The sequence below is a fragment of the Pseudomonas sp. CCI1.1 genome (genome assembly GCF_034348165.1).
Lineage (GTDB): Bacteria > Pseudomonadota > Gammaproteobacteria > Pseudomonadales > Pseudomonadaceae > Aquipseudomonas > Aquipseudomonas paracarnis.
Genome location: NZ_CP133780.1, coordinates 3,669,828 through 3,690,892 on the forward strand (window position 1 = coordinate 3,669,828; position 21,065 = coordinate 3,690,892).

The window sequence follows — 21,065 nt, forward strand, 5'->3', positions numbered from 1 at the left end:
TTAGGGGTACGACTTCCGGGTGTTTTGAGCGTTCAAGATGATTGATCAGCGGATATTGAGCTGGGCTTTCAGGGTGTTTTGCGGTGGGTTGATCGAGGTATTGGTGAATTCGAACCAGCCCTGGGCCTGGACGTTCAGGTCGAACACATAGATGTAGCCCATCAAGGTGCCCACGCCGTTGCACGCCTCACTGATGTTGCCGACCTGGCACACCGCTGTGCGTTGCCCATTCAACTCTGCGCCGTTAAAGCGGCCCATGGGGCTGTTGCCCAGGCCGACTTCCATCACCGAGACCTGGGTGGGCCCGCGGTGCTCGCACATCTGGGTGGTGTTGACCCGCTCCGGGATCGCTTCGCTGCAGTCGGCCGATTCCACCTTGAACACCCGCACCTCGCTCAAGGCCGGTGCAGTCGCGCCCCACGCCGGTGCTGCGCCCAGCCACAGGCTGATACTGGCGATCAGAGCTAGACTCCACGGGTTGGCTTTTTTCATGCTGTCGATGACCGGCTGTTGAACGTCGGCGCAGTATGCCTCAAGCCCATGCGCCACACAGCCTCGGCTGCTGGTATGATGCGCCGCTTTTTCCGATCCTCTCTGAAACCACAAGCGTTTGGCGCAGTTTGTGCTTTGACTTAGAGGTCAACAAATCACGACGCACACTAGCGTCACAGGGAGCCGGCATGCTGGAAAAGCTGTTTCAACTCAAAGCCCACAACACCAATGTGCGCACCGAGATTCTCGCGGGGATCACCACCTTCCTGGCCATGGCCTACATCCTGTTCGTGAACCCGAGCATCCTCGGCGAGACCGGCATGGACAAGGGCGCGGTGTTTGTCGCCACCTGCCTGGCGGCGGCCATCGGTTCGACCGTGATGGGCCTGATCGCCAACTACCCGATTGCCCTGGCACCGGGCATGGGCCTCAACGCCTTCTTCACCTACACCGTGGTCCTGCACATGGGCCACACCTGGCAGGTGGCGCTGGGCGCGGTATTCATTTCGGCGGTGCTGTTTTTCTTGCTGTCGATCTTCCGCATTCGTGAGTGGATCATCAACGCCATCCCCCTGCCGCTGCGCTCGGCGATTGCCGCCGGCATCGGCCTGTTCCTGGCGCTGATCGCCCTGCATAACGCCGGTATCGTGGTGAGCAACCCGGCCACCATGGTGGGCCTGGGCGACCTGAAACAACCGGCGCCGATCCTGGCGACCCTGGGTTTCGTGCTGATCGTCGCGCTGGAAGCCCTGGCCGTACGCGGCGCGGTGCTGATCGGCATCCTGGCGGTGACCGTCGCCTCCATCGTCCTGGGCTTCACGCCGTTCATCGGTGTGACCTCAGTACCGCCGTCCCTGGCGCCGACCTTCCTGCAGTTGGATATCAAGGGCGCGCTGGACATCGGCCTGGTCAGCGTGATCTTCGCCTTCCTGTTCGTTGACCTGTTCGACAACTCCGGCACCCTGATCGGCGTCGCCAAGCGCGCCGGCCTGATGGGCAAGGACGGCCATATGCCGAAAATGGGCCGTGCACTGATCGCCGACAGTACCGCTGCCATGGCCGGTTCCCTGCTGGGTACCTCGACCACCACCAGCTACATCGAATCGGCCGCAGGCGTGAGCGCCGGTGGCCGTACCGGCTTGACCGCCATCGTGGTCGCGATCCTGTTTTTGCTGGCGCTGTTCTTCTCGCCATTGGCCGCCAGCGTACCGGCCTATGCCACCGCGCCAGCCTTGCTGTTTGTGGCGGTGCTGATGAGCCAAGGCCTGGCCGAAATCGACTGGGACGACATTACGGTGGCAGCGCCGGTGGTGATCACCGCCCTGGCGATGCCCTTCACTTACTCCATCGCCAACGGCATCGCCTTCGGTTTCATCGCCTGGACCGCCATCAAGCTGCTTTCGGGCCGCTACCGTGAGCTGAACCCGGCACTGGTGATCCTGTCGATCCTGTTTGTGATCAAGCTGGGCTGGTTCAACGCATGACTTTCGACGCCGCAAGCTACACCGCTCAACTGCAAGACAAGGTCACGCGCCTGCGTGACCTGCTCGCACCGTTCGACGCGCCCGAGCCGCAGGTCTTCGACTCGCCGCTGCAGCACTTCCGCCTGCGCGCGGAGTTCCGCCTGTGGCGCGAAGGCGGCGAGCGCCACTACGCGATGTTCTCCCAGGAGGACAAGCGCACGCCGATCCTCATCGAAGAGTTCCCCATCGCCAGCCAGCGCATCAACCAGTTGATGCCGCAACTCAAGGCCGCCTGGCAAGCCAGCGCCGCCCTGAGCCACAAGCTGTTCCAGGTGGAGTTCCTCACCACCCTGGCCGGCGACGCGATGATCACCCTGTGTTATCACCGCCCGCTGGACGAACATTGGCACACCGCCGCAAACACATTGGCCGCTGAGCTGAATGTGAGCATCATCGGCCGTTCCAAGGGCAAGCGCGATGTGATCGGCCACGACTACGTGGTGGAGAAACTCGACGTCGGTGGGCGCACCTTCAGCTACCGCCAACCCGAAGGCGCGTTCACCCAGCCCAACGGCACGGTGAACCAGAAGATGCTCAACTGGGCCTACGAAACGCTGGGCGATCGCCCGGACGATTTGCTGGAGCTGTACTGCGGCAACGGCAACTTCACCCTGCCGCTGGCGACCCGCGTGCGCAAGGTGCTGGCCACTGAGATCAGCAAGACCTCAGTGAATGCGGCCCTGAGCAACCTGGATGAAAATGGCGTGGATAACGTCACCCTGGTGCGCCTCTCCGCCGAAGAACTCACCCAAGCCCTGAACGAAGTGCGCCCGTTCCGCCGCCTGTACGGCATCGACCTGAAAAGCTACGAATTCGGTAGCGTCTTCGTCGACCCGCCCCGCGCTGGCATGGACCCGGACACCTGCGAGCTGACCCGGCGCTTCGACAACATCCTGTACATCTCCTGCAACCCGGAGACGCTGGCGGCGAACATCGCGCAACTGCACGACACGCACCGGATCTCCCAGTGTGCAATGTTTGACCAGTTCCCGTGGACGCACCATATGGAGTCGGGTGTGTTGCTGACCCGCCGATAAATCTGCGGGTTGTAGCAGCGAGCTTGCTCGCTCCTACAGTTCCCCTGTTGGTTATTCAAGTGTCTGTTGTCTCTGGGGGCTGCGGTACGTCCTTGCGTGGCCGGCCCCCCTTCTTGCCATTGGCCCGGGCCGCTGCGGTCTTGGCCGCGCTGCTTTTGCGACCATTGCGCGATGCCACCAGGCTGGTTGCCAGGTCCATCAGCGGCTGGCTTGTAGCGATCAACCCTGTGATCGAAACATCCAGGTCCTGCGCTTCACAGCTAATCGCCTTGCCTCCGAAAGTCACTTCCAACTGCTGGAAATCCTTCTCTGAAAACCCTTCGAACTCCGGCAGGCCAGCCACCGGCAACACCACGCGGCTGCCATCGCTGAAGCCAATGGAGAGGCAATCGTTTTCATAACGTACGTTACTGGCGTTGGCGTACAGGCGTTTCAACCTGCGTCCTCGGGCGATTGCCTTGTCAACGTCGGCTTCAGTGAGAGGTAAATAAGGTGTGACTTTGGCTTTTATGAGTTTCATAAATTAATCCCCACGCAATCTGGCGCTCTTACCAGATTCAAAATAGTCCGTTGCGCTACGACATCGTGCCTGGCGCTGGCGATGACATAGACGCCGTGTCGAATGACCAATCCTGGAACCAACTCACCAGCGTCCCAATTCCAGGAATGATTCTCCAGGCAAACCGTCTGCAGTTTTTCCCACCAGATCCTGCGTGCCCGCGCCAAGTAGTGCCGCTGCATGATCGCCACGCGTATCTCCTTCAGAAGTGCTGTGGGTGGCCGCCTCCGTTCAGGCTCTACATCCCACAACTCAACTTCCCCATCCAGGAAACTGAAACGAAACCGCGCATCCCATCCCTTGCCCCTGACATGCACATGGGGCGGGCAATGCTCATCCCTGATAAACACCGAAATGACATAGCCTTTGTAAGCACCTACTCTCATCGTAACCCATCCGTTAGGTTATTTTCCGTCAGGTAACAATTTCCCTCTGCCACCCGACAACCGGCTCCTATTCCCGAAGCTGTTTCACAGATTAGTAAGCACAAAAAACCCGGCGAATGCCGGGTTGTAACCAGGGATGCCAACGACTGGAACGACCCGGTCAATGCTCGAAAGTCCGCCTCGTTCAGCAACCTCGCGCAATACTTCAACCGAATGCCCATCAGCCGGTAATCCAGCAATTGCACTGATTAAACGTTCGATCACCGAACAGATCCGCAGCCATCCATTGACCAAATTAACCAATCAGTACATTTTGACTCCACAACCAATAAGAACTGTGGAGAAGCCTCTATGCCGCCCATCGTGCTGGTGCTCAACGGCCCCAATCTCAACCTGCTCGGCACCCGCGAGCCTGCCACTTATGGCCATGAAACCCTGGCCGACATTGCCGCCCTGTGTGGTCGCAGCGCCGACAAGCTCGGGCTGAAGATCGAGTTTCGCCAGACCAACCACGAGGGCGAATTGCTCGACTGGATCCACGGCGCCCGCAACCGCTGCGCGGGTATTGTGATCAACCCGGCGGCCTGGACTCACACTTCGGTCGCGATCCGCGATGCCCTGGTGGCCAGTGAAGTGCCAGTGATCGAAGTGCATTTATCCAACGTGCATGCCCGTGAAGCCTTTCGTCATCACTCGTTTGTGTCACCGATCGCCCAGGCCGTGCTGGCCGGGTTTGGCAGCCATGGCTACCACCTGGCCCTGGAACATTTCAGCCTGACGCTGAAGGGACGCACGTGATGAAACCACGCATTCTCGCTGGCCTGATCGGCGCCGGCATCCAGGCCTCACGCACACCGGCACTGCATGAGCAGGAAGGCGACGCCCAAGGCTTGCGCTACCTGTATCGCCTGATCGACCTGGAGCCGCTGCACCTGGACCTCAAAGCCCTGCCGGAATTACTACGGGCCGCTGAGTTGATGCACTTCACCGGTTTGAACATTACTTACCCGTGCAAGCAGGCGATTCTGCCGTTGCTCGATGAGCTCTCCGATGAGGCCAGGGGTATTGGTGCGGTCAACACCGTGGTGTTCAAGGGCGGCAAACGCATCGGTCATAACACCGACTGCCTGGGGTTCGCCGAAGGCTTTCGGCGCAACTTGCACAACGTGCCGCGCCAACGCGTGGTGCAGATGGGCGCCGGTGGTGCGGGCGCGGCAGTGGCCCATGCACTGTTGGCAGAAGGCGTGGAGTACTTGAGCATCTTCGATGTCGACCGCACTCGCGCCCAGGACCTTGTGGATAACCTTGCCCAGCAGTTCGGCACCGGTCGCGCTCAGGTCGGCAGCCACTTGGAAAACGCCATGGCCGAGGCCGATGGCCTGGTGAACACCACGCCGATGGGCATGGCCAAGCTGCCCGGCACGCCTGTGCCTGCGGCGTTGTTGCGGGCTGAATTGTGGGTGGCGGAAATTGTGTACTTCCCGCTGGAAACCCAACTGCTGCGGGACGCGCGCGCCTTGGGTTGCCGTACCCTGGATGGCGGCAATATGGCGGTGTTTCAGGCGGTGAAGGCATTTGAGTTGTTCAGCGGCGAAGTGGCGGATGCAGACAGAATGCTGGCGCACTTCCAGAGCATGAATATCTAGGGATGCAACCCCATCATGATCGTTCCCACGCTCTGCGTGGGAACGATCAGTTCTCAGGCTTGCAGGTAGCGCAGCACCGACTCGCAAATCATTTCCCGATGGCGCTGCTTGATCGCCTCATCCGACAGTTCGATCTGGAAAATCTCGCTGAAGGTGTGCCGGTTGGACACCCGGTAGAAACTGAACGAGTTGATCAGCAAGTGCACATCCAGCGGCTCCAGCCCTTCGCGAAACAGCCCCAACTCAGCCCCGCGGCGCAGGGTCTCCCCCAACCCTTCCAGGATTTTGCTGTTCATCGCCTTGATGGTCTCGGTGCGTTTGACGTACTCGGCGTTGTGGATGTTTTCGATGCTGACGATGCGCACGAAATCCACGTTCTGGTCGTGGTGATCAAAGGTGAATTCCACCAGCCGGCGAATCGCCTCACGCGGCTCCAGGGCGGTGAGGTTCATGCGCGTTTCGGTGTTGCGGATATCACCGTAGAGCTTCTCCAGCACCTCGACGTATAGCTGCTCCTTGCTGCCGAAGTAGTAATAGATCATGCGCTTGGAGGTGTGAATGCGCTCGGCGATGGCGTCTACGCGAGCGCCGGCCAGGCCCTGTTGAACAAACTCGACAATGGCTTCCTGGAGAATATTCTCCCGGGTCTTTTCCGGATTGTTCTTGCGACTCTTGCGCGGTGCGTCAGCTACCGCGGGGAGATCGGGACTCGAGGTCATGGTGCGCTCACGGCCATTGTTGTGCAGGCGCTGATTATGGGCCGCGGCGCTCCCCGAAGGAAGCACCTGCCTTGCGGTTATAGCCGAGCCTGGCGTACCGCCCCACTGCGCGACTTGGCCATCGCCGCCAGACGCACCGCCACGTTGGCAGCGCCGTAGCCGGCATAGCCATTCTTGCGCTGGATGATCTCGAAGAAAAACCGCCCCTCGAACGCCTCGGTGTACACATGAAACAACTCACCGCCCTGGGCGTCGCGGTCGTACAGCACGTTGTAATACGCCAACTCACTGAGGAACTCCTCGTCGAAATCGAAGCGTGCCGCCAGGTCGTCGTAATAGTTGAGCGGGATATCCAGCAACGGCACACCGGCTTCTTTGGCCCGGCGTACCTCGGCGAAAATATCCGCGCAATCGAAGGCAATGTGGTGCACGCCCGAACCGCGATAGCTGGAGAGCGCGTGGGAAATCGCGGTGTTGCGGTTTTCGGAGATGTTCAGCGGCAGACGGATCGAGCTGCAGCGGCTACGCAACGCACGGCTTTTCACCAGGCCGTAAGGGTCGGGCAGCACCACTTCATCGTCGGCTTCAAAATCCAGCAGGCTCTTATAAAACAATACCCAACTGTCGAGGCTGTCGGCCGGCAAGGCCATGGCCATGTGGTCGATGCGCAACAAGCCGCCGCTAGCGGGTGCGGCCGTTTGCAGGTTGAAATCGGTGTCGTACAGCCCGCCTTCGCTGGGGTCGACCAGGTAAATCAGGCTGCCATCCGGTGCACGCACGGCGGCCAATTCCAGCTCGTTGGGGCCGACCAGGCCGCGATAAGGCTGGCCCTTGTAGGCCACCGCCCGCTCCAGGCCCTTGGCACTGTCCTTGACCCGAATTGCCGTGGCGCACAGCGACGGGCCGTGAGCCTCGAAAAAGTTGTGGGCGAAGGAATAGGGTTCGCAGTTGAGGATCAGATTGATATCGCCCTGGCGCAACAGGCTCACATTCTTCGAGCGATGCTGGCCGGCCTTGGCAAACCCCAGGCGTTCCAGCCAATTGCTCAGTTTGGCGCCAAGGCTTTCATCCACGGCAAATTCGAGGAATTCGATCCCGTCGTACTCGCTGGCCGCCGGGGTTTCAAACAGGATGTCCACTGGCGCAGCGGGTGCCTCTTGCGCCAGGCGCTGGCGGGTTTTTTCCTCGAGGTACAGCAACGAGCGCAAGCCATCTGCCGCATTCGCACGAGTGGGCGCGGCGCGGAAGCCATCGTTGAAAATTTCCAGGGACAACGGCCCGGTGTAGCCACTTTGGATGATCGGCGCGAGAAAGCCCGCCAGGTCAAATTCGCCCTGGCCGGGGAAGCAACGGAAATGCCGGCTCCACTCCAACACATCCATGGCCAGGATCGGCGCGTCGGCCATCTGCACGAAGAAAATCTTGTCGCCCGGGATCTGGGCGATGCCACTCGGGTCGCCCTTGAGCGACAAGGTGTGGAAGCTGTCGAGCAACACGCCCAGGCTTGGGTGATCGACCTGGCGCACCAGGTTCCATACCTGCTGCCAGGTGTTCACATGCTTGCCCCAGGCCAACGCTTCATAGCCGATGCGCAGGCCGCGCTTGGCCGCGTGTTCGGCCAGCAGGCTCAGGTCATCGAGCAGAATGCGTTCGTCACCCACGCTGTCGGCCGAGGCGTTACTGCACACCAGCACCAGGTCGGTGCCTAGCTCTTGCATCAGATCGAATTTGCGTTCGGCGCGCTCCAGGTTGCGCGCCAGGCGATCACGGCGGCAGCCTTCGAAGTCGCGAAACGGCTGGAACAGGGTGATGGCGATGCCGAGGTCGGCACACATCTGCCTAACTTCCCGAGGGCTGCCGTCGTAATACAACAAGTCGTTCTCAAAGATCTCCACCCCATCAAACCCGGCGGCGGCGATGGCTTCGAGTTTTTCCGGCAGGGTGCCGCTCAAGGACACAGTGGCGATAGAACGTTGCATGGAAGACTCCCGGCAATTGTTGTTTGTGGCAAATTATTCGCCCCCAGCCTACAGGCAGCAATTAAAATGTACGAACCGGTTAGTTTTTGGTGCGATTATCGAACACTAAGCCCCTTTGGCGAATTGACGACTTTTTAACCACTGCGCACCATCGACCGGGCAATTCGCTCACGTAACAAAGACCCAGAACACACCATAAGAATTTCAAAAAACGGGTACAAACCTCATGCCTCTGCAAAATTCAGCCCTGGCCGCGCGCCCGGGCAACCCGCACGCCGGCATCGGCGACAAGATCCGCGGTGCCCTGGCCGTGGGTAAAACGCGCTGGGGCATGCTGGCCCTGGTGTTCTTTGCCACCACCTTGAACTACATCGACCGCGCCGCCCTGGGCGTGATGCAACCGATCCTCGCCAAGGAAATGAGCTGGACGGCGATGGACTACGCCAACATCAACTTCTGGTTCCAGGTCGGCTACGCCATCGGCTTTGTGCTGCAAGGCCGCCTGATTGACCGGGTTGGCGTCAAGCGCGTGTTCTTCTGCGCCGTGCTGCTGTGGAGCCTGGCCACCGGCGCCCATGGCCTGGCCACCTCGGCGGTCGGCTTTATGGTCTGCCGGTTTATCCTCGGGCTGACCGAAGCCGCCAACTACCCGGCCTGCGTCAAGACCACACGCTTGTGGTTCCCGGCGGGTGAACGTGCAGTGGCCACCGGCATCTTCAACGCCGGCACCAACGTCGGCGCGATGATGACGCCCATGCTGCTGCCGTTGATCCTGCACGTGTGGGGCTGGCAGGCAGCGTTCCTGTGCATGTCGGCACTGGGCGGTATCTGGCTGGTGCTCTGGGGCTTGAAGTACTACAACCCGGAAGACCACCCCACGGTTAAACAATCCGAATTGGACTACGTGCAACAGGAAGTCGAACCGGAACAACCCCGCGTGCCGTTCAGCCGCATCCTGCGCATGCGTGGCACTTGGGCCTTCGCCCTCGCCTACTCGCTGACCGCGCCGGTGTTCTGGTTCTACCTGTATTGGCTGCCGCCGTTCTTGAATCAGCAATACAACCTGGGCATCAACGTGACCCAGATGGGCATTCCGCTGATCATCATTTACCTCACCGCCGACTTTGGCAGCGTCGGGGGCGGGATCCTGTCGTCATTCCTGATTGGCCGAGGGATGAACTCGATCAAGGCGCGGCTGTTGTCGATGCTGCTGTTCGCCTGCTGCATCGTCGGCGTCATCATGGCGGCCGGCTCCAGCCAGCTGTGGGTCGCGGTGTTTGCCATCTCCCTGGCCATCGGCGCGCACCAGGCCTGGACCGCCAACATCTGGAGCCTGGTGATGGACTACACGCCTAAGCACATGATGAGCACGGTGTTCGGTTTCGGCGGCATGTGCGCGGCCATCGGCGGCATGTTCATGACCCAGATCGTCGGCCATATCCTCACGGTGACCAACAACAACTACACGGTGTTGTTCACCCTGATCCCGGCGATGTACTTCATCGCACTGGTGTGGATGTACTTCATGGCGCCGCGCAAGATCCCTACCGTAGACGTTTGATCTACCTGCGCCGCTGCTGCCAGGCAGCGGCTAACCCGCTCATGCAGATCACCCCGATACCCACCACCGTGGTCATATCGGGGGTATGGCTGAACACCAGCCAGCCCAACAACCCCGCAAACACGATCTGGCAATAGCCAAACGGCGCCAGCAAGGCCGGCGCCGCGAAGCGGAACGCCTGGGTGAGCATCAGGTGCGCGGTCATCCCGCAGGTGCCCAGCGCCAGCATCATCACCGCGTGCCACAACGTCGGCACTTGCCAGAAGAACGGCACCATCGCACTCATCACCAAGGTGTTGCACAGGCCGGCGAAGAAGTTGCTGGTAGTCGGGCTGTCGTATTGGCTGAGGATGCGCGTGAGCAACTGGTAGAAGCAGAAGAACAGCGCCGAGCACAGCGGCAGCAGTACCGCCGGGGTAAACAGCTCGCCGCCGGGGTGGATAATGATCACCACGCCGATAAACCCGCAGATCACCGCTAGCCACTGGCCACGAGTCACGTGCTCACCGAGCAACGGCACCGACAGCGCCGTCACCAGGATCGGCGCCAGGAAGTTCACCGCTGTAGCTTCGGCCAGCGGGATGTAATGCAGCGCCGTGGTGAAGAACAGGCTGGTGCCCAACAGGCATAACGCGCGCACCACCTGCATGCCCGGCCGCTTGCTGCGCAACACGCGCAGGCCCGATTGCGGCAGAAAGATCCCGGCCATCAGCAAGGTGTGCACCATGTACCGCGCCCACACCACCATCACGATCGGGTAGAACCCGGCCAGGTATTTGGACAAGGCGTCGTGGCTGGAGAACAGGAACGTCGCCAGCACAATCAGCAGGATGCCTTTGAACGGATGGTTGACGCCGGAGAGCGGGGTACTGACAGTCATTGAATTCTCTTGTGTGGCGAGCGGGACGCTGAGCGCTGAACCAAGTCGCGCTCAACCCGGTAATCTAGCAGCCGGGCCGGAGTCTGCCCCAAGAGCATAACCAAACACCGGGCGAACAGCGCACTAAATCGGTGGATTCGAGTCCAACGCTGCACGCTCGCCCCGGCGTTGCACACTTTTTAACCAAGGCCTTGCCGCTATGAAAAAAATTCTCTTTGCCCTGTCTGCCCTCGCCCTGCTCGCCGCCTGCGATAAAACCCCGAAAGAAGCCCCCAAGCCCGCGCCGGCTTCCGTGCAAGCGACCCTGGTGCCCGAGACTCCGCCGACCGATAAATGGGTAGGCAAGTGGGTCGGTGTCGAAGGCTTGCACCTGACCATCGCCAAGGACGACAGCATTGGCCGTGGCCACTACCTGCTGACCATGCAATACGGCCTCGACGCCGATGACGCCGGCACCTTCAAAGGTGAGGCCACCGAAGACGGCATCGCCTTCATCCGCCCCGACGGCCCGCAGTTGTTGCGCGCTGGCGACGGCGCCGCCACCGGCTTGAAATGGCTGGCAGATAAAAAAGACTGCCTGATCGTCGCCACTGGCGAAGGCTATTGCCGTTAATACCGACCATAATCAATCACGGTTTGCACACAGAGGATTGCTCCCATGCTATGGAAAAAAGGCCGACGCAGCGACAACGTGGTGGATGCCCGTAACGACAGTGGTGGCGGCGGTGGCGGTATGCGCTTCGGCGGCGGCAAGGGCCTGAGCCTCACGGCCATCGTGCTGATCGTCGGCATTGGCTGGCTGACCGGCCAGGACCCGATGCAGATTCTTGGCCAATTGACCGGCCAGATGGAACAGGCGCCATCGGTCAGTACCCAGCCGCGTCAAGCGCCGCCAGCCAACGATGAGCAAGCCGACTTTGTGCGCGCTGTGCTGGGCGATACCGAAGACACCTGGGGCCAAGTGTTCCAGGAAAATGGGCTGGCCTATAAGAACCCGAAACTGATCCTGTTCCGTGGCCGGGTGAACTCAGCCTGTGGTGGCGCCACCTCGGCCAGCGGCCCGTTCTACTGCCCGGCTGACCAGCAGGTGTACTTGGACCTGGATTTTTTCCGGGAAATGTCGCAACGCTTCCAGGCCGCCGGTGATTTCGCCCAGGCCTACGTGATCGCCCACGAAATCGGGCACCACGTACAAACGTTGCTGGGCATCTCGTCCAAGATCCAGGCGGCGCGCCAACAGGGCCGGCAGATGGAAGGCGACGGTGGCCTGCTGGTTCGCCAGGAGCTGCAAGCCGACTGCTTTGCCGGCGTGTGGGCCAACCATGCGCAAAAACGTCTGAACTGGCTGGAACCCGGCGATATCGAAGAAGCCCTGAACGCAGCCAATGCCATCGGCGATGACCGCTTGCAGCAACAAGGCCAGGGGCGCGTGGTACCAGACTCGTTCACCCACGGCACCTCGGCCCAGCGCGTGCGCTGGTTCAAGACCGGCTTCGCCCAGGGCCAGATCACTCAATGCGATACCTTCGCGGCCAAGAGTCTCTAAATGATCAAACGATGGGGGTTACTGCTGGGTGTGCTCGTGTCCTGTTGCACCTTCGCAACCGAACACGGCGTCAAGGTGGTCAGCCCCGATCGCTTTCATCTGGAGGCCGGCGACCTCAGCCTGGGCCTGAGCCAGGATTGGCGCGAACCACTGCCCAAGGTCACACGCGCATTGATCATCGTGCATGGCCGCCTGCGCAATGCACAAACCTACCTGCAAAGCGGCATCGACGCCGCCGAGCATGCCGGGGTGGGCGGTACTACGCTGGTGATCGCGCCGCAGTTTCTCAATCAAGCCGACGTGAAGCGCAATCACCTGGGCCACGAGGTAGTGCGTTGGACGGGTAACGACTGGATGGCCGGCGAAGCGTCCACCGGCCCAGGGCAGATCAGCTCTTATGGCGCTCTGGACCAGATCATCAAGCACTTGGGCAACCACAAACTGTTCCCGGCGCTGAAAGAAATCGTGGTCGCCGGGCATTCCGGTGGCGGCCAAGTGGTGCAGCGCTTCGCCCTCACCGGCCACGACCACCCGTTGCTGAACTCCGAGGGCATCCGCCTGCGGTATGTGGTGGCTAACCCGTCGTCCTATGCGTACTTCAGCCCGCAGCGCCCGGTGACGTTCGACATCGCCAATTGCCCAGGCTTCAACGACTGGAAGTACGGCATGCAAAACCTGCCGGATTACGTGGGGGGCCGAGGTGCCCAGCAACTGGAACAAGACTACGTCTCACGCGACATCACTTACCTGTTGGGCCAGCAGGACACCGACCCCAACCACCCGGCATTGGATAAAAGCTGCGAAGCCGAAACCCAGGGTGCGTATCGGCTGATGCGTGGCCACAACTATTTTGACTACCTCAAGCAGCGGCATCCGCAGTTAGGCCACCGGCTGGTAGAAGTGCCAGGGGTGGGGCATGACGGGGATAAGATGTTTACCTCGCCAGAGGGAGAAAAGGTACTGTTCGCCCAGTAGCACCTGAAGGAACCCCATCAAAATGTGGGAGCTGGCTTGCCTGCGATAGCGGTGGGTCAGCTGACACTTTATCAACTGACAGTCCGTCATCGCAGGCAAGCCAGCTCCCACATTTGCTCTCTGTCGCCCGGCTTAGATCATTCGGCGCAGCGCCGCACAATCCTCGGCATGCCAATCCGCCAATTCCGGCCAAGGGTTCTCCGGCAAGTTCACCAACACCGTCTTGGTGCCCGCTGCCCGACCACAATCCAGGTCAAAGCGGTAATCCCCGACCATCACCATGTCGCGGGGTGCTACGTCCCAAGCCGCCGCCAGTTTCAGCAACCCACCGGGATCCGGCTTGTGCGGCGCATCATCGCGCCCCAGCACATCCTCAATCGCAAAGCAGTCCGCCAGGCCTATCGCCTCCAGGGTGATATGGGCCAGCTCCCGCGCATTGCGGGTCAGGATCCCCAGGCGGTAACCGCGCCCGGCCAATTCCTGTACCAGCTCCACCGCGCCCTGCGCCGCCACCGAACCCAGGGCCAGCTCGCGCTCGTGCTCCAGCAACCAGGCGTGCTTGGCGGCTGCAACCGGCGCAGGCAAGGCCGCCAGGTGCGTGAGGATGTCGTCTTCAGGTGGAATGTCCAGTGCCACGCGGATAGCGGCAAAATCATGCACGGCCACCGTGAGGGTGCCGTCCATGTCGAACACCCAGTGCCTAACGTCGCCGAGGCTCATGCCCAATCCTTGCGATGGCGGATCAAACCTTCCTGGGTCACCGACGCCACCAGTTGCCCGGCGCGGTTGTACACGCTGCCCCGGGAGAACCCCCTGGAGTTGCCAGCCCACGGGCTGTCCATGGCGTACAACAACCAGTCATCGGCACGCAGGTCGGCGTGGAACCACAGCGCGTGATCGAGGCTGGCGACCTGCATGTCTTTCTGCCACACGGTCTTGCCATGGGGCAGCAGCGAGGTGGTCAGCAGGCCAAAGTCCGAGGCATAGGCCAACAGGTATTTATGCAACGCCGGTGTGTCCGCCAAGGCACCGTCGGCACGAAACCACACGTACTTGACCGGGTCGGACGGCTGCGGGTTGAACGGGTCTTTTTCGGTGACCGGGCGCACTTCGATGGGCTTGGGGCACAGCAGCTTGTCGCGCATGTGCTCGGGGATCAGGTGCGCACGTTGCTGGGTCAGCTCCAGTTCCGACGGCAGGTTTTCCGGGCCCACTACCACCGGCATGGTGGTCTGGTGCTCGAAGCCTTGTTCGTCGTACTGGAACGAGGTCGTGCAGGTGAAGATCGGATTGCCCTTTTGAATCGCGGTGACACGACGCGTGCTGAAACTGCCACCATCGCGCACGCGGTCCACCGAATACACCACCGGCAACGCGGCATCGCCAGGGCGCAGGAAATAACCGTGCAGGGAATGTACATGCCGCGCTTCTTCTACGGTCTGGCTGGCCGCCGACAGCGACTGGCCGAGCACTTGGCCGCCGAACAGTTGGCGAAAGCCCAGGTCCTGGCTGCGGCCGCGAAAGAGGTTTTCCTCGATCGGCTCCAGGGTCAGCAAGTCCACCAGATCTTCCAATACTTGGCTCATAGAGCAACTCCTACAATCAATAGGGCATTCCGGGCTGCTTATCCGTGCAGCGTGTCCAACCATTGGGCGCGGGTGATGCGGTACAAAACATGCGGTCGCAGCGGGTCACCGGCTGCGACTTTCGGGTGTTCAAAATCTGCCTGCGGATCGTAATGCATACCGATGGCCTGCATGACTTTTTGTGAGGGCAGATTGCTCTCGGTGGTGAAGGCCAGGATTTCGTCCAGTTGCAAGCGGTCAAAACCACAGCGCAACGCTGTCCAGGCGGCCTCACTGGCATAACCCAGGCCCCAATGTTCGCGGGCCAGGCGCCAGCCGATTTCCACCGCCGGGGTAAAGCCGGCTTCAAAGCTGACATTCGCAAGCCCGGTCAGGCCGATAAATTCGCCCGTGTCCTTGCGCTGCAAGGCCCAAAAACCAAAGCCATATTCAGCAAAATGCCCGCGAATCCGGCCGATCAACGCGGCGCTTTCCAAGTGGCTCAATTGAGCCGGAAAGTAGCGCATCACCTGCGGGTCGGCGCACATGCGCGCAAAGTCCGGCAGGTCGCTGTCGCGCCATTGGCGCAGCACCAAGCGTGCACTTTCCAATTCCAGTATTGGCTCCATGGATCCCCCCTGCCTTGCCATGTGCGTGAGTGTACAGCGCTGTTAAGATCCGTCGCAGGTTCCCGTCAGAAAATCCCATGTCCTTGCCATTGATCTACCACGAAGACTACAGCCCTGAGTTCCCGGCGGACCACCGGTTCCCCATGGACAAGTTTCGCCTGTTGCGTGACCACTTGGTGGACAGCGGCCTGACCGAAGACAGCCAATTGCTGCGCCCGCCGCTGTGCCCGGCAGACATTTTGGCCCTGGCCCATGAACCTGGATATATCGAACGCTACATGAGCGGCGAACTGTCCCGCGAAGACCAACGCCGCCTCGGCCTGCCGTGGAGCGAAGCCCTGGCCCGGCGCACGGTGCGCGCGGTGGGCGGCTCGATCCTGGCCGCCGAACAAGCCCTCGAACATGGCCTGGCCTGCCATTTGGCGGGCGGCACCCACCATGCCCATTACGATTATCCGGCGGGTTTCTGCATTTTTAATGACCTGGCGGTGATCAGCCATTACCTGTTGGCCAGCGGCCGGGTCAATCGCGTGCTGATCTTCGATTGCGACGTGCACCAGGGCGACGGCACCGCACGCATCCTGCACGACACGCCGGACGCCATCACCGTGTCGCTGCACTGCGAAAAGAACTTCCCGGCACGCAAGGCCCAGAGCGACTGGGACATCCCGCTGCCCATGGGCATGGGCGATGCCGACTACCTCAAGGTGGTGGATGACGCGCTCAACTACCTGCTGCCGCTCTACCAGCCGGATCTGGTGCTGTACGACGCCGGCGTGGATGTGCACAAGGACGACGCCCTTGGTTACCTCAAGCTGACAGACGAAGGCGTCGCCGCCCGTGATGAAAGCGTGATGCGCCACTGCCTTGGCCGCGACATACCGGTGATGGGCGTGATCGGCGGCGGTTACAGCAAGGACCGCCCCGCCCTCGCCCGCCGCCACGGCATCCTGCACCACAGCGCGCAGCGGGTGTGGACGTCATCAGGCTGTCATTGAGCTGTGGGCGTTACCCACAATGCCTGTGGAACGGCCTGTGGATAACTTGAGCGTAAGCGGCTGCAAGCGAGTAGCCGCATGGCCTGTAGGAAAGTGTACGTTTTTTGATCAGGCAGCGGCGTCATGGTCGGGTAGAATGCTCGGCCTATTCACATCACCGTAGCCCTGCCCATGCCTCAGACTTCTGCCCACCACGTCTCCATTATCGGCGGCGGCCCTGCCGGGCTGATGGCCGCTGAAGTCTTGAGCCAGGCGGGCGTGCGCGTGGACCTGTACGACGGCATGCCTTCAGTGGGGCGCAAGTTCCTGCTGGCCGGCGTAGGCGGCATGAACATCACCCACTCCGAGGCGTACCCGGCGTTCCTGTCGCGCTACGCTGAACGCGCGCCGCACATGGCGCCGCTGCTGCGCAGCTTTGGCGCCGAGGCGTTGTGCGAATGGATCCATGGCCTGGGTATCCAGACCTTTGTCGGCACCTCCGGCCGCGTATTTCCTACCGATATGAAAGCCGCGCCACTGCTGCGCGCCTGGCTCAAGCGTCTGCGGGAGCAAGGTGTGGTTATCCACACCCGGCATCGTTGGACGGGTTGGAATGACGAGGGCGATTTACTTATCCACAGCCCGGACGGCGAAAAAGTTGTCCACAGCGACGCTGTGCTGCTGGCCCTGGGCGGCGGCAGCTGGTCGCGTTTGGGCTCCGACGGTGCATGGCTCAACCTGTTTGAAGGCAAAGGCCTGCCCTATGTGCGACTGCAACCGAGCAACTGCGGGTTTGAAGTGTCGGCATGGAGCGCGTTGATGGTCAGCAAATTCGCGGGCGCACCGTTGAAAAACGTCGCCATTGGCCTGGGGGATGACAAGCCTCGGCTGGGTGAATGCGTGATCACCGCCACCGGCATTGAAGGCAGTTTGATTTACGCCTTGTCGGCGCCGATTCGCGAAGCGATCAACCGCGACGGTGCGGCCACGGTGCATATCGATTTACTGCCCAGCAAGCCGTTGGACAAGGTGCAGGCCGCATTGGCCAAGCCCCGTGGCTCGCGGTCGATGAGCAAGCACTTGCACAGTCAGTTGGGGTTGGATGGGGTGAAAGCGGCGTTGTTACGCGAGTTGACGCCCGCTGAACACTTCACCGATCCGGCGCAATTGGCGGTGGATATCAAAGCGTTGCCGCTGACATTGGTGAAAACACGGCCGATGGATGAGGCGATCAGCACGGCGGGTGGTGTGCCGTTTGAAGCGCTGGATGAGCGGTTGATGCTCAAGCCATTGCCTGGCGTGTTTTGTGCGGGGGAAATGCTGGATTGGGAGGCGCCGACCGGTGGGTATTTGCTGACCGGCTGTTTTGCCAGTGGCCGGACGGCTGGGCTGGGGATGTTGGAGTGGCTCCAACGCTGATCGTTCCCACGCTCTGCGTGGGGATGCCGCCAGGGACGCTCTGCGTCCCGCTTTAGGTTCGTGACGCAGAGCGTCACAGGATGCGTTCCCACGCGGAGCGTGGGAACGATCAATCACTTCTTCTTACGCGGCCCAGTGTTAAACACCGGCACCTTGCGCACCGGCTTGATCGAAGGCTCGGCCGGCGCCACTTCCCCACTGTCTACCCACTTGCCCAAGTTGCGCTTGCCGCCACCGCCGGACGCTTTAGGCTTCTTCGGCTTTTTCGGTTTCTTGACCACCTGCCCGCTGGCATCGGTGTCCGGCACGCGGTGCTCCGGCTCGAAATCCGGTTCCATCTTGCGGGTGAGGGTCTGACGGGTCAGCATCTCGATCGCCGAGAGCATGTTCACCTCGTCGGCACACACCAGGGAAATCGCCTCACCGGTGTTGCCCGCACGCCCGGTACGGCCGATACGGTGGATGTAGTCTTCGGCCACGATGGGCAGGTCGAAGTTGACCACCAGCGGCAGGTCTTCGATATCCAGGCCACGGGCCGCTACGTCGGTGGCCACCAGGATCTGCACGTCGCTGGTCTTGAAGCGGTCCAATGCGCGTTGGCGGGTGGCTTGGGGTTTGTCGCCATGGATGCCGTCGGCGTTGATGCCCAGGCCCTGCAACTTGTCCACCAGGGCGTCCACGCCGTTGCGGGTCTTGGCGAACACCAGCACTTGCTTCCAACGGCCTTTGCGCATCAGGTGCACAAACAGCTCCGGCTTGCGCTTCTTGTCCACCGGCACCACCCACTGCTTGACGGTGTTGGCGGCAACGTTGCGGGGGCTGACTTCGATGCTCAGCGGGTCGTTGAGCATTTGCCCGGCGAGCAGGCGGATGTCATCGGAGAAGGTCGCAGAGAACAGCAGGGTCTGGCGCTTTTTCGGCAACATGCGGTAGATGTTCGCCAGTTCTTCGGAGAAGCCCAGGTCGAGCATACGGTCGGCTTCGTCCAGCACCAGGGTTTGCAGCTGGTTGAGCTTCAGTGCGTTCTGGCGGAACAGATCGATCAGGCGGCCAGGGGTGGCGACCAGAATATCCACACCCTTGCGCAGCTTCATCATCTGCGGGTTGATGCTCACGCCGCCGTACACCGCGTAGGTGGTCAGCGGCAGGTGTTGGGCGTACTCGGCAACGCTGGCGTGAACCTGCTCGGCCAGCTCGCGAGTCGGGCACAGGATCAGCGCACGCGCCGAGTTGGCGGCGACTTTCGGCCCTTCCAGGGTCAGCAGTTGCAGCAGCGGCAAGGCGAAACCTGCGGTCTTGCCGGTGCCGGTCTGGGCTGCGGCCATCAGGTCGCGACCGGCCAGCACGGCCGGAATGGCTTGGGCCTGCACCGGCGTCGGGGTCTGGTAGCCAAGCGTCTCAAGGGCGCGCAGCAAGGGTTCGATCAGGCCAAGGGTGGCGAAAGTCATGTAGTTACCGTAGGAAAAATTCAGCGCAAGGGCGTAATGCGCGGCAGTTTACCTTATTTCCGGTTTGGGCTTGCGCCATTGGGGCAGGCTGATCAGCAACACCGCGCTAATGATCACCAGCATTGCCAAGGCTTCTTCCAGGCCGATGCTCTCACCCACGAACACAATCCCCAGCAACACGGCGACGGCCGGGTTCACATAGGCGTAGCTGGTCGCCGCCGCCGGGCGTACGTGCTTGAGCAGGTACATATAAGCGTTGAAGGCGATGATCGAGCCGAACACCGTGAGGTACGCCAGGGCCAGCCAGCCTTCCAGCGGCGGCATGGCTTGCAGGTGCTCGCCGGACAGCGCGCTGACGATCAGCAGCGCCACACCGGCCACGAGCATTTCCGCGGCGCTGGCCATGGCGCCTTGGGGCAGCGGCAAATGCCGGCTCCACACCGAGCCGAAGGCCCAGGACGCCGCCGCCATCAACAGCAACACCGCGCCCAGTGGGCTCGACTGCAAGGTACTGCCCATGTTGAGCATGGCAATGCCGATGATCCCCAGCAGCACCCCGGCCCATTCCAACCGTGTATTACGCGCCCCCCAGAAAAACCCACACAGCAAGGTAAACAGCGGCACCGTCGCCACCGCCAGCGCGGCCACGCCGGACGACACGCCCATATGTTCGGCCACACTCACGCCACCATTGCCCACGGTGAGCAGCAAAATGCCGATCATCCCGGCCGCCTTCCACTGCGGCCAGGTCGGCGCTGGCACCCCGCGCCACCTGAGAAAGCCGTACATCAACGCACCCGCCGTGCAAAACCGAATCCCCGCCAGCAACAGCGGCGGCCAGTACTCCACGCCAATGCGGATCACCAGGTAGGTGGAACCCCAGATCACATACAACGCAAAAAAGGCGGCGATCAACGGTAAGGGAAAGCGACGTGGGCCAGGCATTGGGCGGCTCTATGGCAGGAAATGGGAGACTTATTCTAGAAACGAAGGTGGATAAACTTAAGTTACAAAACCTGTTTAAAACGCCAATACACTTCTCAAACCATGGTTATCAAGGCTATAAACCGTGCTTTCGAAAGCCATGCGCAACCGGAGCCTTATCATGGACAAATACGACCGCATGCTCCTCAGCGCCCTGCTTGAAGATGGCCGTGCTTCCTACGCGCAACTGGCGCGCACCGTGAACCTCTCCGCACCCGCCGTGGCCGAACGCGTGGCCAAGCTTGAGGCCAGCGGCGTGATCACCGGGTACCAGGCCAAGGTGGATTTATCCAAAGTGGGTTTGCCGATTCAATGCGTGATTGAACTGCGACTGACCAACCATGGCAGCCAAAAGGTTTACGACGCCCTGGCGGAAATACCCGAACTGACCGAATGCCACCGGGTCACCGGCGACCCGTGCGTGATCATGCAAGCGGCGGTGGGCTCGATGCCCGAGCTGGAAAACCTGATTAATCGGGTAGCGAAGTTCGGCTTCAGCAAGACCTCGATTATTTTGTCCAGCGCCATAGAGCGGCGGGTGCCGTTGGGGCAATTGGAAGCCAATGGCAAAAATGCTGGCTGATCTGCCCAAGCGACGCGGTCAACTGTGGGAGCTGGCTTGCCTGCGATGGCGCCAGTGGCCTCACCGGTTGCCCGCCGCGCCCCCTGTAGGAGCGAGCTTGCTCGCGAAAAACCCGAGGGCGCCGCGTGCATTCAGGACGCCAGCGTCACCGTTGGCG

At 61.3% G+C, this 21,065-nt stretch carries 23 protein-coding genes; 11 read left to right on the forward strand and 12 right to left on the reverse strand.

Annotated features, from left to right (window positions below):
* Positions 1 to 45: 45 nt before the first annotated feature.
* The gene (locus RHM69_RS16465) at positions 46 to 492 is read right to left on the reverse strand and encodes a DUF4879 domain-containing protein (protein ID WP_014720031.1); all 447 of its coding nucleotides are present in this window, start codon (positions 490 to 492) and stop codon (positions 46 to 48) included.
* A 188-nt stretch (positions 493 to 680) separates the two neighbouring features.
* On the opposite strand from RHM69_RS16465, the gene RHM69_RS16470 reads away from it, so the two are divergent.
* Together RHM69_RS16470 and trmA are read left to right on the forward strand one after the other, a co-directional pair.
* Positions 681 to 1,976 carry an NCS2 family permease gene (locus RHM69_RS16470; protein ID WP_003194342.1) on the forward strand — a complete coding sequence of 432 codons (1,296 nt, stop codon included), beginning with the start codon at positions 681 to 683 and terminating at the stop codon, positions 1,974 to 1,976.
* Positions 1,973 to 3,052, forward strand: a complete 1,080-nt coding sequence (gene trmA, locus RHM69_RS16475; protein ID WP_019818034.1) for a tRNA (uridine(54)-C5)-methyltransferase TrmA — start codon at positions 1,973 to 1,975, stop codon at positions 3,050 to 3,052. Before RHM69_RS16470 ends, trmA begins: the two co-directional genes overlap by 4 nt.
* Positions 3,053 to 3,107: 55 nt before the next feature.
* Here trmA and RHM69_RS16480 read toward each other — a convergent pair whose 3' ends face one another.
* The 3 genes from RHM69_RS16480 to RHM69_RS16490 form a co-directional block, all read right to left on the reverse strand.
* On the reverse strand, positions 3,108 to 3,572 hold the full coding sequence (locus tag RHM69_RS16480) for a DUF2442 domain-containing protein (RefSeq protein ID WP_200600559.1): 465 nt from the start codon (positions 3,570 to 3,572) through the stop codon (positions 3,108 to 3,110).
* A complete protein-coding gene (locus tag RHM69_RS16485; RefSeq protein WP_019818036.1) occupies positions 3,569 to 3,997 on the reverse strand; it encodes a DUF4160 domain-containing protein in 429 nt (142 codons plus the stop codon). Before RHM69_RS16485 ends, RHM69_RS16480 begins: the two co-directional genes overlap by 4 nt.
* 84 nt (positions 3,998 to 4,081) lie before the next feature.
* Positions 4,082 to 4,261, reverse strand: a complete 180-nt coding sequence (locus tag RHM69_RS16490; RefSeq protein WP_200600561.1) for a hypothetical protein — start codon at positions 4,259 to 4,261, stop codon at positions 4,082 to 4,084.
* A gap of 87 nt (positions 4,262 to 4,348) precedes the next feature.
* On the opposite strand from RHM69_RS16490, the gene aroQ reads away from it, so the two are divergent.
* Positions 4,349 to 4,795, forward strand: coding sequence for a type II 3-dehydroquinate dehydratase (gene aroQ / locus RHM69_RS16495; protein ID WP_019818037.1), 447 nt, complete (start codon positions 4,349 to 4,351; stop codon positions 4,793 to 4,795).
* Complete coding sequence (locus RHM69_RS16500) at positions 4,795 to 5,643, forward strand: shikimate dehydrogenase (protein WP_014720035.1); 849 nt, start codon at positions 4,795 to 4,797, stop codon at positions 5,641 to 5,643. The genes aroQ and RHM69_RS16500 overlap by 1 nt, the downstream gene beginning before the upstream one ends.
* Positions 5,644 to 5,696: 53 nt before the next feature.
* Here RHM69_RS16500 and RHM69_RS16505 read toward each other — a convergent pair whose 3' ends face one another.
* Together RHM69_RS16505 and quiC are read right to left on the reverse strand one after the other, a co-directional pair.
* The gene (locus RHM69_RS16505) at positions 5,697 to 6,362 is read right to left on the reverse strand and encodes a TetR/AcrR family transcriptional regulator (RefSeq protein WP_014720036.1); all 666 of its coding nucleotides are present in this window, start codon (positions 6,360 to 6,362) and stop codon (positions 5,697 to 5,699) included.
* A gap of 77 nt (positions 6,363 to 6,439) precedes the next feature.
* Positions 6,440 to 8,341 carry a 3-dehydroshikimate dehydratase QuiC gene (quiC, locus tag RHM69_RS16510; protein ID WP_200600565.1) on the reverse strand — a complete coding sequence of 634 codons (1,902 nt, stop codon included), beginning with the start codon at positions 8,339 to 8,341 and terminating at the stop codon, positions 6,440 to 6,442.
* A 226-nt stretch (positions 8,342 to 8,567) separates the two neighbouring features.
* Here quiC and RHM69_RS16515 point away from each other — a divergent pair, with 226 nt between their 5' ends.
* A complete protein-coding gene (locus RHM69_RS16515; protein ID WP_058410081.1) occupies positions 8,568 to 9,902 on the forward strand; it encodes an MFS transporter in 1,335 nt (444 codons plus the stop codon).
* Position 9,903: 1 nt separating this feature from the next.
* Here the strand turns inward: RHM69_RS16515 and RHM69_RS16520 are convergent, their stop codons facing one another.
* Positions 9,904 to 10,782 (reverse strand): DMT family transporter, encoded by an 879-nt coding sequence (locus RHM69_RS16520; RefSeq protein ID WP_003194370.1) that lies wholly within the window; start codon positions 10,780 to 10,782, stop codon positions 9,904 to 9,906.
* Between the two features lie 199 nt (positions 10,783 to 10,981).
* Between RHM69_RS16520 and RHM69_RS16525 the strand changes: the two genes are divergently transcribed.
* From RHM69_RS16525 to RHM69_RS16535, 3 genes are read left to right on the forward strand one after another with little or no spacing between them, the layout of a single operon-like run.
* Entirely contained in the window at positions 10,982 to 11,395 is a 414-nt protein-coding gene (locus tag RHM69_RS16525) for a lipoprotein (protein WP_014720039.1), read from the forward strand.
* A 45-nt stretch (positions 11,396 to 11,440) separates the two neighbouring features.
* Complete coding sequence (locus RHM69_RS16530; protein ID WP_014720040.1) at positions 11,441 to 12,328, forward strand: neutral zinc metallopeptidase; 888 nt, start codon at positions 11,441 to 11,443, stop codon at positions 12,326 to 12,328.
* Positions 12,329 to 13,303 (forward strand): alpha/beta hydrolase, encoded by a 975-nt coding sequence (locus RHM69_RS16535; protein ID WP_200600567.1) that lies wholly within the window; start codon positions 12,329 to 12,331, stop codon positions 13,301 to 13,303. It begins immediately after the preceding gene.
* Between the two features lie 132 nt (positions 13,304 to 13,435).
* Here RHM69_RS16535 and RHM69_RS16540 read toward each other — a convergent pair whose 3' ends face one another.
* From RHM69_RS16540 to RHM69_RS16550, 3 genes are read right to left on the reverse strand one after another with little or no spacing between them, the layout of a single operon-like run.
* The gene (locus tag RHM69_RS16540; RefSeq protein WP_014720042.1) at positions 13,436 to 14,023 is read right to left on the reverse strand and encodes an HAD family hydrolase; all 588 of its coding nucleotides are present in this window, start codon (positions 14,021 to 14,023) and stop codon (positions 13,436 to 13,438) included.
* A complete protein-coding gene (tesB, locus tag RHM69_RS16545) occupies positions 14,020 to 14,889 on the reverse strand; it encodes an acyl-CoA thioesterase II (protein ID WP_014720043.1) in 870 nt (289 codons plus the stop codon). The genes RHM69_RS16540 and tesB overlap by 4 nt, the downstream gene beginning before the upstream one ends.
* A gap of 38 nt (positions 14,890 to 14,927) precedes the next feature.
* Positions 14,928 to 15,497 (reverse strand): GNAT family N-acetyltransferase, encoded by a 570-nt coding sequence (locus RHM69_RS16550; RefSeq protein WP_014720044.1) that lies wholly within the window; start codon positions 15,495 to 15,497, stop codon positions 14,928 to 14,930.
* A gap of 77 nt (positions 15,498 to 15,574) precedes the next feature.
* On the opposite strand from RHM69_RS16550, the gene RHM69_RS16555 reads away from it, so the two are divergent.
* Together RHM69_RS16555 and RHM69_RS16560 are read left to right on the forward strand one after the other, a co-directional pair.
* Entirely contained in the window at positions 15,575 to 16,495 is a 921-nt protein-coding gene (locus RHM69_RS16555; protein ID WP_014720045.1) for a histone deacetylase, read from the forward strand.
* A gap of 171 nt (positions 16,496 to 16,666) precedes the next feature.
* Positions 16,667 to 17,893: a TIGR03862 family flavoprotein gene (locus tag RHM69_RS16560; RefSeq protein WP_191949041.1), complete on the forward strand. Its 1,227-nt coding sequence runs from the start codon at positions 16,667 to 16,669 to the stop codon at positions 17,891 to 17,893.
* Positions 17,894 to 18,006: 113 nt separating this feature from the next.
* On the opposite strand, the gene RHM69_RS16565 is transcribed toward RHM69_RS16560, so the two are convergent.
* Together RHM69_RS16565 and yedA are read right to left on the reverse strand one after the other, a co-directional pair.
* Positions 18,007 to 19,341, reverse strand: a complete 1,335-nt coding sequence (locus RHM69_RS16565) for a DEAD/DEAH box helicase (RefSeq protein ID WP_072435495.1) — start codon at positions 19,339 to 19,341, stop codon at positions 18,007 to 18,009.
* A gap of 48 nt (positions 19,342 to 19,389) precedes the next feature.
* The gene (gene yedA / locus RHM69_RS16570; RefSeq protein WP_003194388.1) at positions 19,390 to 20,286 is read right to left on the reverse strand and encodes a drug/metabolite exporter YedA; all 897 of its coding nucleotides are present in this window, start codon (positions 20,284 to 20,286) and stop codon (positions 19,390 to 19,392) included.
* A gap of 160 nt (positions 20,287 to 20,446) precedes the next feature.
* On the opposite strand from yedA, the gene RHM69_RS16575 reads away from it, so the two are divergent.
* Positions 20,447 to 20,908, forward strand: a complete 462-nt coding sequence (locus RHM69_RS16575; protein ID WP_014720049.1) for an Lrp/AsnC family transcriptional regulator — start codon at positions 20,447 to 20,449, stop codon at positions 20,906 to 20,908.
* Positions 20,909 to 21,065 lie beyond the last annotated feature (157 nt).

Excerpts from the sequence above, each read along its gene's own strand:
- RHM69_RS16535 (WP_200600567.1), top strand. The coding sequence starts at position 12,329 with ATGATCAAACGATGGGGGTTACTGCTGGGTGTGCTCGTGTCCTGTTGC.
- RHM69_RS16560 (WP_191949041.1), top strand. The coding sequence starts at position 16,667 with ATGCCTCAGACTTCTGCCCACCACGTCTCCATTATCGGCGGCGGCCCT.
- RHM69_RS16465 (WP_014720031.1), bottom strand. The coding sequence starts at position 492 with ATGAAAAAAGCCAACCCGTGGAGTCTAGCTCTGATCGCCAGTATCAGC.
- RHM69_RS16550 (WP_014720044.1), bottom strand. The coding sequence starts at position 15,497 with ATGGAGCCAATACTGGAATTGGAAAGTGCACGCTTGGTGCTGCGCCAA.
- RHM69_RS16555 (WP_014720045.1), top strand. The coding sequence starts at position 15,575 with ATGTCCTTGCCATTGATCTACCACGAAGACTACAGCCCTGAGTTCCCG.
- RHM69_RS16515 (WP_058410081.1), top strand. The coding sequence starts at position 8,568 with ATGCCTCTGCAAAATTCAGCCCTGGCCGCGCGCCCGGGCAACCCGCAC.
- RHM69_RS16485 (WP_019818036.1), bottom strand. The coding sequence starts at position 3,997 with ATGAGAGTAGGTGCTTACAAAGGCTATGTCATTTCGGTGTTTATCAGG.
- aroQ (WP_019818037.1), top strand. The coding sequence starts at position 4,349 with ATGCCGCCCATCGTGCTGGTGCTCAACGGCCCCAATCTCAACCTGCTC.
- tesB (WP_014720043.1), bottom strand. The coding sequence starts at position 14,889 with ATGAGCCAAGTATTGGAAGATCTGGTGGACTTGCTGACCCTGGAGCCG.
- RHM69_RS16575 (WP_014720049.1), top strand. The coding sequence starts at position 20,447 with ATGGACAAATACGACCGCATGCTCCTCAGCGCCCTGCTTGAAGATGGC.
- RHM69_RS16500 (WP_014720035.1), top strand. The coding sequence starts at position 4,795 with ATGAAACCACGCATTCTCGCTGGCCTGATCGGCGCCGGCATCCAGGCC.
- yedA (WP_003194388.1), bottom strand. The coding sequence starts at position 20,286 with ATGCCTGGCCCACGTCGCTTTCCCTTACCGTTGATCGCCGCCTTTTTT.
- RHM69_RS16530 (WP_014720040.1), top strand. The coding sequence starts at position 11,441 with ATGCTATGGAAAAAAGGCCGACGCAGCGACAACGTGGTGGATGCCCGT.
- RHM69_RS16505 (WP_014720036.1), bottom strand. The coding sequence starts at position 6,362 with ATGACCTCGAGTCCCGATCTCCCCGCGGTAGCTGACGCACCGCGCAAG.
- RHM69_RS16525 (WP_014720039.1), top strand. The coding sequence starts at position 10,982 with ATGAAAAAAATTCTCTTTGCCCTGTCTGCCCTCGCCCTGCTCGCCGCC.
- RHM69_RS16540 (WP_014720042.1), bottom strand. The coding sequence starts at position 14,023 with ATGAGCCTCGGCGACGTTAGGCACTGGGTGTTCGACATGGACGGCACC.
- RHM69_RS16565 (WP_072435495.1), bottom strand. The coding sequence starts at position 19,341 with ATGACTTTCGCCACCCTTGGCCTGATCGAACCCTTGCTGCGCGCCCTT.
- RHM69_RS16470 (WP_003194342.1), top strand. The coding sequence starts at position 681 with ATGCTGGAAAAGCTGTTTCAACTCAAAGCCCACAACACCAATGTGCGC.
- trmA (WP_019818034.1), top strand. The coding sequence starts at position 1,973 with ATGACTTTCGACGCCGCAAGCTACACCGCTCAACTGCAAGACAAGGTC.
- RHM69_RS16520 (WP_003194370.1), bottom strand. The coding sequence starts at position 10,782 with ATGACTGTCAGTACCCCGCTCTCCGGCGTCAACCATCCGTTCAAAGGC.
- RHM69_RS16480 (WP_200600559.1), bottom strand. The coding sequence starts at position 3,572 with ATGAAACTCATAAAAGCCAAAGTCACACCTTATTTACCTCTCACTGAA.
- quiC (WP_200600565.1), bottom strand. The coding sequence starts at position 8,341 with ATGCAACGTTCTATCGCCACTGTGTCCTTGAGCGGCACCCTGCCGGAA.